Here is a 15,040-nt window from a genome sequence, read left to right as displayed (position 1 = left end):
TTGTGCGACACGGGTTCCGGTGAACCGGAGGAACCGGATCCGAGGACCACGATGCCAAGCGCATCGTGACGTTTTCGTGAAGCGTCAGGCGACCAGCTTGGCCGATGCGCGGGCGATGGCGAGTTCCTCGTTGGTCGGCACCACCAGCACCGCGACTTCCGAGTCGTCGGTGGAGATCTGGCGGGCGGAACGGTCCTTGGCGGTATTGCGGGCCTCGTCGATCCGGATTCCGTAGCGTTCCAGGGCGGCCAGTGCGGCGGCGCGCACCTTGGCGTCGTTCTCCCCCACCCCGGCGGTGAAGGTGATGGCGTCCACGCGGCCCAGCTCCACCAGGTACGCGCCGAGGTAGCGGCGCAGGCGGTGGATGTAGACCTCGAAGGCGAGTTTGGCTGCGGTATCGCCCTTTTCGATGAGCTGACCGAGCTCGCGGAAGTCATTGACTCCGGACAGGCCCTTGATGCCGGATTGCCGGTTCAGCAAAGCATCCACATCGTTCACATCCATGTCCGCGGTGCGGATCAGATGGAAGATGATGCCCGGGTCCAGGTCACCGGAGCGGGTGCCCATGACCAGGCCCTCCAGCGGGGTCAGGCCCATGGTGGTGTCCACCGCGCGGCCGCCGCGAATCGCGGAGGCGGAGGCGCCGTTGCCCAGGTGCAGCACGATCTGGTTCAGGTCGGTGGTTTCGCGGCCCAGGAAGTCGGCGACCTGGCCGGACACGTACTCGTGCGAGGTGCCGTGGAAGCCGTACTTGCGAACACCGTGCGCGGCAGCGGTTTCGGCGTCGATGGCGTAGGTCTTGGCGGCGGCGGGCAGGTGATGGAAGAAGGCGGTGTCGAACACCGCGACCTGCGGCACCTCCGGCAGCAGGGCGCGGGCGCTCTCGATACCCACCACATTGGCCGGATTGTGCAGCGGCGCAAGCGAAGACAGGTCGGAGATGGCCTTCACCACGTCATCGGTGATCAGCGTCGGCTCGTAGAACACCTCGCCACCGTGCACCACCCGGTGCCCGACCGCGCCCAGTCCCTCGGTGGCCAGATCATGACCGCTGTCGGCGAACAGCCCGAAGACCGCCCGCAGCCCGGCCGCGTGATCGATTATCTCGCCCTGATGCTCGAAAGTCTTGCCGTCGCTTTTGTGTTCGATGGTCACCACGTCATCGGGCAGGCTCTCACCGATCCGCGACACCATGCCCGAGGCCACCACATCGGTCGAATCCGGGTCCAGCAGCTGGTATTTGATCGACGACGACCCGGAATTGATGACCAGGACCTTCACTGTGCCTCCTGCTGCGCCTGGATCGCGGTGATCGCGACGGTGTTCACGATGTCGGCGACCAGCGCACCGCGCGAGAGATCGTTGACCGGCTTGCGCAGACCCTGCAAGACGGGGCCGATGGCGACGGCCCCGGCGCTGCGCTGCACGGCCTTGTAGGTGTTGTTGCCGGTATTGAGGTCCGGGAAGATGAAAACCGTTGCCTGCCCGGCGACCTCGGAGTTCGGCAGCTTGGTGCGCGCCACCGTCGGCTCGATCGCGGCGTCGTACTGGATCGGGCCCTCCACCAGCAGCTGCGGTTCCCGCTCGTGCACGTACTTGGTGGCCGCGCGCACCTTGTCCACGTCCGCGCCGGAACCGGATTCACCGGTCGAGTAGGAGAGCATGGCGACGCGCGGGTCGATGCCGAACTGGGCGGCGGTGCGGGCCGAGGAGACGGCGATATCGGCCAGCTGCTCCGAGGTCGGGTCCGGGACCACCGCGCAATCGCCGTATACGAGAACACGATCCGCGAGACACATCAGGAACACCGACGAGACCGTGTTCACGCCCGGCTGGGTTTTGATGATCTCGAAGGAGGGGCGGATGGTGTGCGCGGTGGTGTGCGCCGCGCCCGACACCATGCCGTCGGCGACACCCATGTGCACCATCATGGTGCCGAAATACGAGATGTCGCTCATGAATTCGCGGGCGCGGTCGACCGTCATACCCTTGTGGGCGCGCAGCCGGGCGTACTCCTCGGCGAATTCGTCGCGCAGCGGGCAGGTGCGCGGGTCGAGGACCTCGGCGGCCTCGATGTCCACGCCGAGTTCGGCGGCGCGACCGCGCACGGCGGCCTCGTCGCCCAGGATGGTCAGATCCGCGATCTTGCGTTGCAGCACCCGGCCGGCGGCGCGCAGGATGCGATCGTCGTCGCCCTCGGGCAGCACGATGCGCTTGCGATCATTGCGGGCCCGCTCGATGAGCTGGTACTCGAACATCTGCGGCGTCACGATGTTCGGGATCGGAATCTCGATCTGCTCCAGCAGATCTCGCGGATCCACGTACTCCTCCATGAGCGCCAGCGCGGTATCGACCTTGCGGATGCTGGAGAGCGAGACCCGCCCGCGCGTGCGGGCGGCGGCCTTGGCGGTCTCGTAGGTGCCCAGCTCGGTCGCGAGGATCGGCAGGCGCGGCTTGAGGCCCGCCATCAAACGGGCGATGGTCGGCGCGGGCTCCATGGCTCCGTTCATCAGAATGCCGGCCAGGGACGGAAAGCCCTCCGCCTCATGGGCATTCACCAATGCCAGCAGCACGTCGGAGCGGTCGCCGGGGGTGATGACGGCGACGCCGTCGGTGAGGCGCTCCAGAATGTGCTCGGCCGTCATACCGCCGACGATCACCTCGAGGGCCTCGCGCTGCATGAGTTCCGGGTCGCCGCTGTAGATTTCGCCGCCGATGGCCTCGCAGAGCTCGGACATGGTGGGGGCTTGCAGCAGCGGGACTTCCGGGAGCGTCCAGGACGGCACCAAGGCGACCTGCTTCAGCACGGCCGCATCGGCATCCATCTGCTCGGGCTCGCAGCGGTTGGCGATCACCGCCACCAGTTTCGCGTGCTCGGAGACCAGTTCGGCGCGGCAGAGTTCCACCAGCTGGCCGAGTTCGGCCGGGGTGCGGTCGGAACCGCGCACCACCAGCAGCACCGGCGCGCCCAGGTTCACCGCGATGCGCGCGTTGTAGCGCAGCTCGGAAGGGCTTGCGACATCGGTGTAATCGCTGCCCAGGATGAGCACGGCGTCGCAGAGTTTGGCGACCGCGTGATACCGCATGACGATCTCGCTGATCGCGGCGTCCGGATCCGCGTGCACCTGCTCGTAGGTGACGCCGATGGCCTGGTCGTAGTCGATATCCGCGGTGGAGTGCTCGAGCAGCAACTCCAGGATGTAGTCGTGCCCGTCGGCATCACGGGTGATGGGCCGGAAGACCCCGACGCGGGGCGTGGTGGCGGCCATTGCCTGCAACACGCCGAGCGCCACGGTGGACTTGCCGGTGTCGCCCTCGGGCGACGCGATGTACACACTCGATACCGGTGCGGCAGCCATGAGCAGAAGATTACCGACCGCTATGTACGGATTTCCGGGGCCACGCGTATTCGTGCGAAAGGACACAGGATCCGACTCTTCGAGCGGCCCTCGATCCCGTCATTCCGGCACGCTTTCAGCCGGAATCCACACGGTGGGCGTGTGGATCCCGGCCAAGAGCACGCCGGGATGACGAGGGAAGCGAATTACAGGGCGCGCAGGCGCGGGGCGATGTCGGCGGCGAACAGGTCCAGGAAGCGGCGCTGATCGTGGCCGGGGGCGTGGAAGACCAGGTGGTTCAGGCCCGCGTCGAGGTAGGGCTTGATCTGCTCCACGGCCTGGTCGGGGTCGGAGGCGACGATCCAGCGCTTGGCGATCTGCTCGATGGGCAGGGCGTCGGCGGCGGCCTCCATCTCGATCGGGTCGGTGATGGAGTGCTTCTGCTCCGGGGTCAGCGAGAGCGGGGCCCAGAAGCGCGTGTTCTCAAGGGCCAGTTCGGGATCGGTGTCGTAGGAGATCTTGATCTCGATCATCCGGTCGATGTCCTCGGCGGTGCGGCCGGCCTTCGCCGCGCCCTCGGCCACCGCGGGCATCAGCTTGTCGGTGTAGAGCTCCATGCCCTTGCCCGAGGTGCAGATGAAACCGTCGCCCGCACGACCGGCGTAGCGGGCCACCAGCGGACCGCCCGCGGCGACGTAGATGGGGATGCCGCCCTTGGGGACGTCGTAGATCGACGCGCCGACGGTCTTGTAGTACTGGCCGTCGAAGTCGACGCGGTCACCGGTCCACAGGGCGCGCATCAGATCCACCGACTCGCGCAAGCGCGCGAAACGCTCCTTGAACTCCGGCCATTCGCCCTGGAAGCCGGTGGCGATCTCGTTCAGCGCCTCACCGGTGCCGACGCCGAGCATGATGCGCTCGGGGTACAGGCAGCCCATGGTGGCGAACGCCTGCGCGATCACCGCCGGGTTGTAGCGGAAGGTCGGGGTCAGCACCGAGGTGCCGAGCTGGATCCGATTGGTGCGCTCGCCCACCGCGGCCATCCAGGCCAGCGAGAACGGGGCGTGACCGCCATTGTGCCGCCAGGGCTGGAAATGATCGCTCACCGTCGCGCTGTCGAGGCCGTGCTCCTCGACCGAAACCGCGAGTTCCACCAGCTCCCGGGGCCCGAACTGCTCCGCCGACGCCTTGTATCCGAGCTTGAGGTCCTTCACGCGCCACTCCTGTCGCTGTTCTGCGCTGTGTTCTGCGGGCCAACCTCCCGCCCGACCGATCGGGACGCGGGTGGGCGTCGCGCGAACTGTCTCCTTCGCACCATAGGTCCAAAGTCGGCGCGAGCTGTGGTGGGGGTCGCAACGCGAAGGCAAATTAGACTCGGGCGAGTGACCACCATTGCTGATCCCATCCTGTCCTACCTCACCGACATGGACGGCGTCCTGGTGCACGAGAACCACATGGTGCCCGGAGCCGACAAGTTCCTCGCCGAACTGCGCGGCAACGAGATCCCGTTCCTGGTCCTCACCAACAACTCGATATACACCGCGCGCGATCTGCAAGCGCGGTTGAAGCACACCGGGCTGGAGATCCCGATCGAATCGATCTGGACCTCGGCGCTGGCCACCGCGAACTTCCTCAACGAGCAGCGGCCCGGCGGAACCGCCTATGTCGTAGGCGAATCCGGGCTCACCACGGCCCTGCACGAGATCGGATACGTGCTCACCGACAGCGATCCGGATTACGTGGTACTGGGCGAGACCCGGACCTATTCGTTCGAGGCCATCACCACGGCGATCCGGTTGATCTCGGCCGGAGCGCGGTTCATCGCGACCAATCCGGATGCCACCGGGCCCTCGCGCGAGGGCATCCTGCCCGCCACCGGGTCGGTCGCCGCGCTCATCACCCGGGCCACCGGCAAGGAGCCCTACTACGTGGGCAAGCCGAACCCGCTCATGATGCGGTCGGCGCTACGGCGGATCGGGGCGCACTCGCAGTCCTCGGTGATGATCGGCGACCGGATGGACACCGACATCATCTCCGGGATGGAGGCCGGCATGCGGACCGTGCTGGTGACCACCGGAATCTCCAGCCGGGCGACCATGGAGCAGTACCCGTACCGGCCGACGCTCATCCTCGACTCGGTCGCGGAGCTGGTGGGGCACACCAAGGATCCGCTCTCGCTGCTCGGCTGAGCCTGTCCGTCAATCGATTTCGGGCAGGCCGACCGCGTCCAGGGCCGCGGACAAGCGGGTGAGCGCGGCGGCGATGGTGCGCATTTCGCCGACTCCGAGTTCCGCCGCGAGGCGCTTGGCGTAGGCGGCGTGCTGCGGGTCGATGGCGCGGACGGCGTCGAGCCCGGCTTCGGTGATCGCCACCAGCTTGGCGCGCTTGTGCGCCGGGTTCGGGCGGTACTCGGCAAAGCCCTTGTCCACCAGCAGATCCGCCACCCGCTGCACGCTCTGGCGGGTGATGCCCATCTCGCGGGCGATACCCGCCACCGGCAGCGGCTCGCGCAGCACCGCGCCGAGCACCATCCACCAGGCCACGGTGATACCGGACGGACGGGCCAATTCCTCTGCGATGGCCAGGAATTGGCCGTTCAGCTTGAACGTGGTGACCGCCGAGGTGGCGAAGAGGTCCTGCTCGGGCGAGTTCACTCGGCCACCGCCGTGCGGGACTGCTCGTACTCGGCGAGGGCGTAGAAGCCGGCCGGATCGTTGTGCTTGTACATCTTGATCCAGGCTTCGAGTACGTGCGGTTCGTAGATGCCGAGCTTCGCGAAGATGGCGGCGGCGAAATCGACGGGGGCGATGCCGCTTCCGGTGATCAGCTCACCGTCGGTGACGGCGGGCTGCGGAACGAAGTTGGCGGCGCCCGAATATCCGCTGTAGGCAAGGTATTCCGCGGCGTTGCTGGTGTGCTTGCGCTCATCCAGCAGGCCCGCCGCCGCCAGGCCGAAGGTGGCTCCGCAGATGGCGGCGACCGGGACGCCGGCGGCGAGGAATTCGGCAGCCTTGTCCGAGAAGTCCTTCAGCGCACCGGTTTCCCAGGTGTCGGAGCCGGGCAGGATCAGCAGAGCGCTGTCCGACGGGGAGAGGTCCGCGAGCGCGATATCCGGGACGACCGTCATGCCACCCATGGAGGTGACGGGTTCGGTTGTCGGTCCGACGGTCTTGACCTGCCAGGTGCCCGGCTCGCGATGCCATAGTGCGCGATTGATGTGCGCGGTGGCGAAACCAGGCTCCCAGTCGGCGAAGGTGTCGTACACGGCCAGATGCACTGTCTTCATCATGACAGCATCCTGTCATATTTGACAGCAAGCTGTCAATAGGAGAAGGCGGGGGCTGAGCCCCCGGACCCCTTGACGCAAAAAAGCCGGGACCGTCAGGGACGGTCCCGGCTTCGGAGTTCGAGCAGATCAGCTCAGCGCACGATCCAGATCGCCGATCAGATCCTCGACATCCTCGAGGCCGATGGAGATGCGCAGCACGCCGTCGGTGAGGCCGATCGACGCCCGGCCCTCCGGCCCCATCGCACGATGAGTCGTGGTGGCGGGGTGGGTGATCAGGGTCTTGGCGTCGCCGAGATTGTTGGAGATGTCGATGATGCGCAGGCCGTTGAGCACCTCGAAGGCGCGCTTCTTGCCCTCTGATTCGGGGGCCTTCAGCTCGAAGGTGATCACCGTGCCGCCGCCGGACATCTGACGCTTGGCCAGCTCGTACTGCGGGTGCGACTTCAGGAACGGGTACTTCACCCAGGCCACGGCCGGATGCTGCTCCAGGAACTCGGCGATCCGCAGGGCCGACTCGACGGACTGGCGCAGCCGCAGGGGCATGGTCTCCAGGCCCTTGAGCAGCGTCCAGGCGTTGAAGGGGCTCAGTGCCGGGCCGGTGTGCCGCATCAGGTTCTTGACCGGGCCGTCGATGTACTCCTGCGAGCCCAGGATCGCGCCGCCGAGCACGCGCCCCTGACCGTCGATGTGCTTGGTGCCGGAGTAGACCAGCACGTCCGCGCCGAGCTCGAAGCCCTTCTGGAGCAGCGGAGTGGCGAAGACGTTGTCCAGCACCACCTTCGCGCCCGCGGCATGCGAAAGATCCGCCACCGCTTGCACATCCACCAGGGTCTGCATCGGATTGGAAGGGGTTTCGAAGAACACGGCCTGGGTGGGCACCGACAGCGCCTGTTCCCACTGGTCCAGATCCTCGCCGTCGACGAAGACCGTCTCCACGCCCCAGCGCGGCAGGATCTCGTTGGCCACCACGAAGCAGGAGCCGAAAAGCGAACGGGCCGCGACCAATCGGTCACCCGCGCCGAGCAGCGCGCCCAGGGCGGTGAAGACCGCGGACATGCCGGACGCGGTCGCGAAGGCCGCCTCCGCGCCGTCGATGAGGCGCAGCCGCTCCTCGAACATGGCGACCGTCGGATTGCCGTAGCGCGAGTACACGAAGTGCTCGATATCGCCGGTGAACGACGCTTCGGCGGCTTCGGCGCTCTCGTAGACGAATCCGGAATTCAGGAACAGCGCCTCCGAGGTCTCCTCGAAACCGGAGCGCCGGGTGCCGCCGCGCACGCTGATCGTGGCGGGGCCGACGCCCTCGGGGAGCGGACGGTCGAACGAACCACCGGTGATCATGACTGCCTCCTATCGACCCGAGCCGGTTACGACTGCCGCCAGGGCAGGCCGTCGGCGCGCCAGCCGGTGCTGCCGCGGTGACCCTGTGCGTCCAGTGCGCCTTCGAAACCCTCGACCACATTGAACGACGGCGTGAAGCCGACGGCGGTGGCCGCGGTGGCCGCGCCGATGGAGCGCTGGCCGGACCGGCAGATGAAGATGACGGGGGCTTCGGAGTCCGCGCCGCGCTCGGCGAGGATGCCCTTGAGCTGATCCACGAAGCGCGCGTTCGGGGTGCCGGTGACGTCCACCCATTCGATCAGCGCGGTCGGGCGGCCGATGCCGCTGGTGTCGGGGACGCCGACGAAACGCCATTCGGCTTCGGTGCGCACATCGACCAGCACCGCATCCGGATTGTCGCGCAACAGTTCCCACGCCTGCTTCGGCGTGATGTCACCCGCGTAGCTCACTGCAAACCTCCTGTGAATCCGCACTTGCCGCATCGCTCTCCGATGCACAGCCAGGTCGTCACCCGGAGCACCCCACCGCGGAGGAGGGTTGCCGACCAGCCAGCCGGGGCTTTTCGCTGGTACTCATGACCTGGGAGAAGAGTGCCGGGTGCGAGGCCCGGCTGTCAAACCGTTCGCCGATCATCGAAACCGTGTCACGAATCGCACACCAACCAGGACGAACCCGACTTGCTGAAGTGCCAGGTGGTGGTGGATTCCCGGTCGCCGGCCTGCCAGGTGACCTGGGCGGTCGCCTTGTCGCCCTCGACCCGGGGGTCGGCGAGTTTTACGTAGGCGTACTTCGGATCCTGTTCACCGGGCTTGCCCGCCAGCGGCGACTTGGCCGGGTCGAAACCCTCGCAGGCCGTGGACTTTTCGAGCGATTCCGCGCCGCCGCGGGCATCGGTGAAATTGCGGGCGGCGATGGCCAATCGATCGGAATCTGTGACATTCTTCTCAGCCGGGGAGACCAGCGCGGCGATCACGATGCCGACGATGACGAGCACGATCACCACGGCCGCCACCAGGAAGGGCAGCATGGTGCGGGTCTCGTCCTGATCGATCCGAACCGGCTGGTCATCGACGTCACTCATGGGTAGATCATGCCTGCCCAATACCGGCGTATCGAGCGCGGCTCCGGGGTGTCGAATCGGCGGGCATTCGTGTGGTTCATCGCACCCTCGCGGGTCCGAGTCCACCTCACCGATAGAATCAGCACAATTCCCCCGCCCCGGCGGGAATAGCAGGACCACGCAGCAACGATGCAGCGTCGGGGGTCTACCGGACACCCCGAACCCGGTCGCAACTTAGCCTAAGCTAAGAAATAACGACCACGACCTGAAGTATCGAATCAAAGGGTGCGCGTAAGAATGACCGAACAGAGTGCAGCGACCCGCCCGCTCCGCATTGCGATCGTGGGCGCCGGCCCGGCCGGTATCTACGCCGCCGACGCGCTGATGAAATCCGATGCCGATGTGAGCATCGACCTCTACGAGCGGATGCCCGCCCCGTTCGGTCTCATCCGCTACGGCGTCGCTCCGGACCATCCGCGCATCAAGGGCATCATCACCGCCCTGCACAAGGTGCTCGACAAGCCGCAGGTGCGCCTGCTCGGCAATATCGACTACGGCGTCGACATCACCCTCGAGGACCTGCAACGGTTCTACGACGCGGTCATCTTCTCCACCGGCGCCAATGCCGACCGGGCCCTGGAGGTTCCGGGCATCGACCTGGACGGCTCCTACGGCGCCGCGGACTTCGTCTCCTGGTACGACGGGCACCCGGACGTGCCGCGCGAATGGCCGCTCGAGGCCGAGAAGGTCGCCGTGCTGGGCGTCGGCAACGTGGCCCTGGACGTGGCGCGCGTGCTGGCCAAGACCGGTGACGAACTGCTGCCGACCGAGATCCCGCCGAACGTCTACGAGGGCCTCAAGGCCAACAAGGCCATCGAGGTGCACGTGTTCGGGCGGCGCGGTCCGGCGCAGGCCAAGTTCACCCCGCTGGAGCTGCGCGAGCTCGACCACTCGCCGACCATCGAGGTCATCGTCGATCCCGAGGACATCGACTACGACGAAGGCTCCGAGGCGGCGCGCCGGCACTCCAAGCAGGTCGACATGATCTGCAACACCTTGGAGCAGTGGGCGATTCGCGATGTCGGCGACCGCCCGCACAAGCTGTTCCTGCACTTCTTCGAATCGCCCGCCGAGATCGTCGGCGAGAACGGCAAGGTCGTCGGCCTGCGCACCGAGCGCACCCAGCTCGACGGCACCGGAAACTGCAAGGGCACCGGCGAATTCAAGAACTGGGACATCCAGGCCGTGTACCGCGCGGTCGGCTACCTGTCGCAGAACATTCCGGCGCTGCCCTTCGACGACCAGGCCGGGACCGTGCCGAACGAGGCCGGGCGCGTGCTGGTGAACGAGGACGCCGACGGTGCGGAGCGCTACATGCCCGCTACCTACGTGACGGGCTGGATCAAGCGCGGTCCGGTCGGCCTGATCGGCCACACCAAGGGCGACGCCAACGAGACCATCGCCTGCCTGCTCGACGACGCCGCGAACTTCGCGCCCGCCGCCGAACCGGAGCTGGACGCGGTCACCACCTTCCTCGAGGGCAAGGGCATCCCGTTCACCACCTGGGCCGGCTGGTACCGCCTGGACGCGCACGAGCGCGCGCTGGGCGAGCCGGAGGGCCGCGAGCGGGTCAAGGTCGTCGAGCGCGAGGACATGCTCCGCGCGTCCGAACCGGACAAGGTGAACAACCCGTCCTGACCAGGATCGATCCGCCAGGTGGACAAGGTCATCCACACTTGTCACCGTTCTGAGGCATGCTGATCAAGTGTTCGATGCCCATGTCCACATCATCGATCCGCGGTTCCCGCTGATCGAGAACGAGGGCTACCTGCCCGACCCCTACCCCATCTCGGCCTATCGCGAGCGCATGCGGCGCTTCGATATCGAGGGCGGGGCCGTGGTCAGCGGGTCCTTCCAGGGCACGGATCAGAGCTTTCTACGGGCCGCCCTCGCCGAACTCGGCGAGGGCTGGGTCGGGGTCGCCAATCTGCACGTGGACGCCACCGACGACGAGATCGTCTCGCTGAATCGGGCCGGGGTGCGGGCGGTTCGGTTCAATCTGAAGCGCGGCGGCGGGGATATCGTCGGGCTGACCATGCTGGCGTTGCGGGCGTACGAGCTCGCCGGGTGGCATGTGGAGTTGTATATCGACGGGTCCATGCTGGGGTCGCTGGAACCGGTCATCACCAAACTGCCCAAGCTGTCGATCGATCACATGGGGATGAGCGACGACTGCCTGCCGTATCTGCTGAACCTCGTGGATCGCGGGGCCAAGGTGAAGGCCTCCGGGTTCGGGCGGGTGTCGATGGATGTGGGGCTGGCGCTGCGGCGGATTCACGCGGTGAGCCCCGAGGCTCTGATGTTCGGGTCGGATCTGCCGGGGACGCGGGCGGGGCGGCCGTTCCGCAACGACGACATCGATTTGATCGCGAATGCGGTGGGCGGGGATCTGCACCGGGTGCTGGACGACAATGCCCGCGCGTTCTACGGGCTGCCCGCCAAGAAACGGCGGGCCGCTCCGGCGCCGGCCGTGCCGATGTTCGGACCGGAAGCGCCGACCTTGCGGCTGCATCGCTCGGAATTGCCGAAACCGCTTCCGCACGACACGCTTCCGCTGCCGATCATCGACCGCAAGCTACGGCCGCCGATGCGTTAGAGGGCGATGGCGGCGGCGAGCCAGACGCCCGCCGCCAGTAGAGCCCCCAATAGTTCGATGAGCATGGACAGGCCGACGCCTTTGAGGGCGTGCACGGTCGACTGCCAGGCGGCGTTCTGTTGCTGGATGCGCTGGAGTTCCGAAAGGTAAACGCCCAGAACGAATCCCAGGAACAGGCCGATCACCGGGACCACGAAGAATCCGATGATGCCGAGCACCGCGCCGATGAACAGCGAGCGGTTCGGGACGCCGGCTTCCTTGAGTTTGCGGCCCGGCCAGGTGTATTTGATGATGCCGCTGATCACCAAAAACGTTGTGCAGACCGCGAATACGGTCCAAGCACCCGCTCCCCCGGTCATGATCGCCCACACCAGGATCGCGGCATCGATCAGGATCACCCCCGGCAGGATCGGCACGATCACCCCGAGCAGGCCCACCACGATCGCGAGGCCGACCAGCACCTCACCCGACGCACTCACTCCACCGACCTCCACTCTTTTCACGCATTGTCTCCCACCCCACCGACTTCCGGACGAACACGGCGGCCATCCGCTTCCCGACCCGACCCTCACCCCTTGCCGCCGGCAGGCAGCGAAGCGTTATTGTCATACCGTCAACACCGGTGTTGTGATCCGGTGCGCAGGATCGACGATGAACCGAGGCAGGACGTGAGCACTCCATCCACCGTCAAGCAGGGCCCGCTCGCGGGTATCCGGGTTGTTGAACTGGCCGGTATCGGCCCCGGTCCGCACGCCGCACTGCTGCTCGCGGATCTCGGCGCGGACGTGGTCCGGGTACAGCGGCCCGGACAGTTCCCCGGATTCATGGAGCGGCCGCAGTGGCGTGGCCGGACCATTGTCGAGGCGAACCTGAAGGATCCGGCCGATATCGAGAAGGTTCTCGGCCTGGTCGACAAGGCCGATGTGCTGATCGAAGGCTTCCGGCCGGGCGTCACCGAGCGTATGGGGCTGGGTCCCGAGCTCGCGCTGGAGCGCAATCCGCGGCTGGTGTACGGCCGCATGACCGGCTGGGGCCAGGACGGGCCGATGGCCGACCGCGCCGGGCACGACATCAACTACATCTCGCTGACCGGCGTGCTCAATGCCATCGGCCGCAAGGGTGAGCGGCCCGTGCCCCCGCTGAACATGGTCGGCGACTTCGGCGGCGGCTCCATGTTCCTGGTCTTCGGCATCCTGGCCGCCCTGGTGGAACGGCAGACCTCCGGCAAGGGCCAGGTCATCGACTCCGCCATGATCGATGGGGCGCTTGCCCTTTCACACATGATCTGGGGCATGAAGGGCATGGGGCTGTGGTCCGACGAGCGCGGCACCAACCTGCTCGACACCGGCATGGCCTTCTACGACACGTACGAGACCTCCGACGGCAAGTACATGGCGGTCGGCTGCATCGAGCCGCAGTTCTACGCCGAAATGCTGAAGGGCCTGGAGATCGATCCGGAGGGCCTGCCCCACCAGCTCGATCCGGCCGGTCAGGATCAGCTGCGAAAGCTGTTCGCGGACAAGTTCAAGACCAAGACCCGCGACGAATGGTGGGCCGTCTTCGAGCACACCGACGCCTGCACCACCCCGGTCCTCACCTTCAGCGAGGCCGAGCAGAACCCGCACATCCAGGCGCGCTCCGGCCTGATCGAGATCGACGGCGTCGTGCAGCACGCCCCGGCCCCGCGCTTCTCCCGCACCCCGGGCGGCATCCCCACCCCGCCGCCGAACGCGGGCACGCCCATCGACGAGGTGTGGGCCGACTAGCCGGTCCGGCTGCTACCGAACGCCGAAGGGGCGGCACCCGTAACGGGTGCCGCCCCTTCGCATTTCGCGACTTCGAGCGAGATGCGATCAGGCCTGCGGCTCGACCAGCTGGATGTCGAGCTCGATGGCGATCTTGTCCGAGAGCATGGCGTTCGGCATGCCGGGGGCGACGTCGAAGTCGCTGCGCTTGATGGTGCCCGCGGCGGAGAAGCCGGCGTGGTTGGTGCCGTCGTGGAAGGCCTGCACGCCGCCCCACTCGACGTCGAGGGTGACCGGCTTGGTGATGCCGCCGATGGTGGCCTCACCGGTGACCTCGAACTCCTCGCCGACCTTGACCAGCTCGGGGACGCGGAAGGTGAGGTGCGGGCGGTTGGCGATATCCAGGATCTCGGCGCTGCGGACGTGGTTGTCGCGGAACTCGTTGCCGGTGTCGAAGGAATCGAAGTAGATGGTGGCCTCGATGGCGGCCTCGCCCGACTCGTTCACCACGAAGCCGGTCTCGAAGCGGTTGAAGCGGCCACGGACCTTGGAGATGCCGAGGTGCTTGACGGTGAAGTTGACCGAGGAGTGCGCGGCATCCAGGGTCCAGGAACCGGGGGTCAGGGTCTGCGTGGAAGTCGTCATGCAGATGACGATAAGTGGACTTCGGTCCGGTTAGCCACACCGCCGTTATCCGGGTACTGCCAGGGCGGGGATAAGCGGACCGGAGTCCGTGCATTATGGATAGGTGGCTCGTTCCGAATTCGCTGATTTTCTCATCGCCCGGCGCGCCCAGCTACAGCCCGAGGCCGTCGGACTGCCGGCCGGGCGGCGACGGCGCACCCCCGGACTGCGACGCGAAGAAGTCGCGGCGCTCGCCGGTGTGAGCGTCGACTACCTGGCCCGACTGGAACAGGGGCGCGACACCAATCCGTCCATGGCGGTGCTCGGCGCGCTCTCGGATGCCTTGCGGCTCAACGAAGTCGAACGCCATCACTTCGGCAAACTGGCGCTGGGCATGGAACAGAAGGCCACCTGCCCGTCCAGTGGGCAGGCCGGGGAACGCGTGACCGAGACCGTACAGGCGGTCGTGGACGCCATGCATCCCACCCCGGCCTTCGTGGTCGGGCGCTGGCTCAACCTGCTCGGCTGGAATCCGGCCTGGAAGGACTTCGCCGAACCGCTCGGCCTGCTCGGTGACGAGGCGCACGGCAACTTCGCCTACTACCTGTTCGCCCATCCGGACGCGCCGAAATACTTCCTGAACTGGGCAGACGCCGCCGATATGGTGACCTCGATCCTGCGCGAGACCCGCTTTCGGTTCCCCAGTGACGAATCCCTCGACACCATGATCACCACCTTGCAGGGCTTCCCCGAGTTCGAACGCCGCTGGCGCGAGCACGTGGTCACCTACGCGCGCTCGGGCGTGTTCCGCATCGAACATCCGCTGCGCGGCGAGGTCGAGGTCGAGGTGGAGACCCTGGATCCGGCCGCTGACCAGAGCGTCATGGTCTGGCTGGTGGACCGGCGGCAGGTTCGCGCGCCCGGATTGCGCCTGGTCAACGAGTAATCCACGGACTCCGGGCCTTTCGTTTCCCCTGCTCACAAAGG

15 protein-coding genes and 1 riboswitch are annotated in these 15,040 nt (G+C 66.9%); of the genes, 5 read left to right on the top strand and 10 right to left on the bottom strand.

The annotated features are described in order from the left end of the window. Nucleotides 1-84: 84 nt before the first annotated feature. From NI1_RS35660 to fgd, 3 genes are all read right to left on the bottom strand, one after another. Complete coding sequence (locus NI1_RS35660; RefSeq protein ID WP_067830518.1) at nucleotides 85-1,281, bottom strand: acetate kinase; 1,197 nt, start codon at nucleotides 1,279-1,281, stop codon at nucleotides 85-87. After that, complete coding sequence (gene pta, locus NI1_RS35655; protein WP_067830516.1) at nucleotides 1,278-3,359, bottom strand: phosphate acetyltransferase; 2,082 nt, start codon at nucleotides 3,357-3,359, stop codon at nucleotides 1,278-1,280. Before pta ends, NI1_RS35660 begins: the two co-directional genes overlap by 4 nt. Before the next feature lie 185 nt (nucleotides 3,360-3,544). After that, nucleotides 3,545-4,552 (bottom strand): glucose-6-phosphate dehydrogenase (coenzyme-F420), encoded by a 1,008-nt coding sequence (gene fgd / locus NI1_RS35650; RefSeq protein WP_067830513.1) that lies wholly within the window; start codon nucleotides 4,550-4,552, stop codon nucleotides 3,545-3,547. 210 nt (nucleotides 4,553-4,762) lie between these two features. Between fgd and NI1_RS35645 the strand changes: the two genes are divergently transcribed. After that, the gene (locus NI1_RS35645) at nucleotides 4,763-5,527 is read left to right on the top strand and encodes an HAD-IIA family hydrolase (RefSeq protein WP_157535534.1); all 765 of its coding nucleotides are present in this window, start codon (nucleotides 4,763-4,765) and stop codon (nucleotides 5,525-5,527) included. Nucleotides 5,528-5,536: 9 nt separating this feature from the next. On the opposite strand, the gene NI1_RS35640 is transcribed toward NI1_RS35645, so the two are convergent. The 5 genes from NI1_RS35640 to NI1_RS35620 form a co-directional block, all read right to left on the bottom strand. Beyond that, nucleotides 5,537-5,992, bottom strand: coding sequence for a MarR family winged helix-turn-helix transcriptional regulator (locus tag NI1_RS35640; RefSeq protein WP_067830509.1), 456 nt, complete (start codon nucleotides 5,990-5,992; stop codon nucleotides 5,537-5,539). After that, nucleotides 5,989-6,624, bottom strand: a complete 636-nt coding sequence (locus tag NI1_RS35635) for a type 1 glutamine amidotransferase family protein (protein WP_218026871.1) — start codon at nucleotides 6,622-6,624, stop codon at nucleotides 5,989-5,991. The genes NI1_RS35640 and NI1_RS35635 overlap by 4 nt, the downstream gene beginning before the upstream one ends. Before the next feature lie 129 nt (nucleotides 6,625-6,753). Further along, nucleotides 6,754-7,968 (bottom strand): O-succinylhomoserine sulfhydrylase, encoded by a 1,215-nt coding sequence (locus NI1_RS35630; RefSeq protein WP_067830505.1) that lies wholly within the window; start codon nucleotides 7,966-7,968, stop codon nucleotides 6,754-6,756. 26 nt (nucleotides 7,969-7,994) lie between these two features. Further along, nucleotides 7,995-8,417 (bottom strand): rhodanese-like domain-containing protein, encoded by a 423-nt coding sequence (locus tag NI1_RS35625; protein ID WP_067830502.1) that lies wholly within the window; start codon nucleotides 8,415-8,417, stop codon nucleotides 7,995-7,997. 15 nt (nucleotides 8,418-8,432) lie between these two features. Continuing rightward, nucleotides 8,433-8,548, bottom strand: a riboswitch (SAM riboswitch). Between the two features lie 63 nt (nucleotides 8,549-8,611). Continuing rightward, entirely contained in the window at nucleotides 8,612-9,049 is a 438-nt protein-coding gene (locus NI1_RS35620; protein ID WP_067830500.1) for an Rv0361 family membrane protein, read from the bottom strand. 276 nt (nucleotides 9,050-9,325) lie between these two features. Here NI1_RS35620 and NI1_RS35615 point away from each other — a divergent pair, with 276 nt between their 5' ends. Continuing rightward, entirely contained in the window at nucleotides 9,326-10,726 is a 1,401-nt protein-coding gene (locus tag NI1_RS35615) for an FAD-dependent oxidoreductase (RefSeq protein ID WP_067830497.1), read from the top strand. A gap of 67 nt (nucleotides 10,727-10,793) precedes the next feature. Then, nucleotides 10,794-11,684 carry an amidohydrolase family protein gene (locus NI1_RS35610; protein WP_067830495.1) on the top strand — a complete coding sequence of 297 codons (891 nt, stop codon included), beginning with the start codon at nucleotides 10,794-10,796 and terminating at the stop codon, nucleotides 11,682-11,684. Here the strand turns inward: NI1_RS35610 and NI1_RS35605 are convergent. Continuing rightward, nucleotides 11,681-12,163 carry a DUF456 domain-containing protein gene (locus tag NI1_RS35605; protein ID WP_067830715.1) on the bottom strand — a complete coding sequence of 161 codons (483 nt, stop codon included), beginning with the start codon at nucleotides 12,161-12,163 and terminating at the stop codon, nucleotides 11,681-11,683. The genes NI1_RS35610 and NI1_RS35605 overlap by 4 nt on opposite strands. A gap of 189 nt (nucleotides 12,164-12,352) precedes the next feature. Between NI1_RS35605 and NI1_RS35600 the strand changes: the two genes are divergently transcribed. Continuing rightward, entirely contained in the window at nucleotides 12,353-13,450 is a 1,098-nt protein-coding gene (locus tag NI1_RS35600; protein WP_067830493.1) for a CaiB/BaiF CoA transferase family protein, read from the top strand. Nucleotides 13,451-13,537: 87 nt separating this feature from the next. Here the strand turns inward: NI1_RS35600 and NI1_RS35595 are convergent, their stop codons facing one another. Further along, nucleotides 13,538-14,074, bottom strand: a complete 537-nt coding sequence (locus NI1_RS35595; RefSeq protein WP_067830490.1) for a YceI family protein — start codon at nucleotides 14,072-14,074, stop codon at nucleotides 13,538-13,540. 103 nt (nucleotides 14,075-14,177) lie between these two features. Between NI1_RS35595 and NI1_RS35590 the strand changes: the two genes are divergently transcribed. Continuing rightward, a complete protein-coding gene (locus tag NI1_RS35590; protein WP_067830487.1) occupies nucleotides 14,178-14,999 on the top strand; it encodes a helix-turn-helix transcriptional regulator in 822 nt (273 codons plus the stop codon). The last annotated feature ends 41 nt before the right edge of the window (nucleotides 15,000-15,040 follow it).

Origin of the sequence: Nocardia inohanensis NBRC 100128 (assembly GCF_001612945.1) — a bacterium.
In the GTDB taxonomy this organism is placed as follows: Bacteria; Actinomycetota; Actinomycetes; order Mycobacteriales; family Mycobacteriaceae; genus Nocardia; species Nocardia inohanensis.
This window is presented reverse-complemented; position numbering and strand designations above follow the sequence as displayed.